The following is a 631-nucleotide window of genomic DNA, read 5'->3' on the forward strand; positions in this document are numbered from 1 at the left end:
TTCCCCTCAGTACTTGCTGTGACCTTGATGTCGACAAGAACGCATTTAATATCCGATGCAGCGTTTGGCCCCATTACTCAAAGTGAAATTCATTATGCTCAACAGCTTGTTGGCTCAGCACCTGACTATTCATTGACGCTATTTGATAGAGGTTTCTTTTCGGCTGAACTATTTACGAGCTGGCAAGGTGTTAGCGAAAATCATCATTGGCTTACGCCCATCAAAAGCAAAATGCGCTATGAAATAACGGAGTCATTTAGCGATTACGACCACTTAATAACAATGCCTATTTCACCACAAGCTAAGAAATCAGCCCCTTACCTAGGTGATACATGGCAAGCAAGGCTTATTCAAATTCCGACACCTAAAGGGGAAATAAAAGGGTTCATCACCTCATGCGCCTGTCCAGAAAAGTACCCGCTGAAAGCGCTACTCGATGTGTATTGGCAACGATGGGAAATAGAGCGAGGCTATGGTGAGCTCAAGCAGTATCAACTATCAAATAAACCAGCATTACGTAGCCTGAAACAGGAAGGTATTTATCAAGAGCTCTGGGGTATTCTGACATCATATAATATCGTGAGACTTGAAATGGCAGAGATGGCTAAAGCCCATAAAGTTGAGCCATTAC

1 protein-coding gene is annotated in these 631 nt (G+C 43.1%); it reads left to right on the top strand.

Annotation, left to right across the window (positions count from 1 at the left end):
• On the top strand, positions 1–631 hold a 631-nt coding region (locus MTN97_RS17805), incomplete at both ends, for an IS4 family transposase (RefSeq protein ID WP_248475031.1).

The sequence above is a fragment of the Pseudoalteromonas sp. 2CM36K genome (assembly GCF_023161865.1).
Classification (GTDB): Bacteria; Pseudomonadota; Gammaproteobacteria; order Enterobacterales; family Alteromonadaceae; genus Pseudoalteromonas; species Pseudoalteromonas tetraodonis.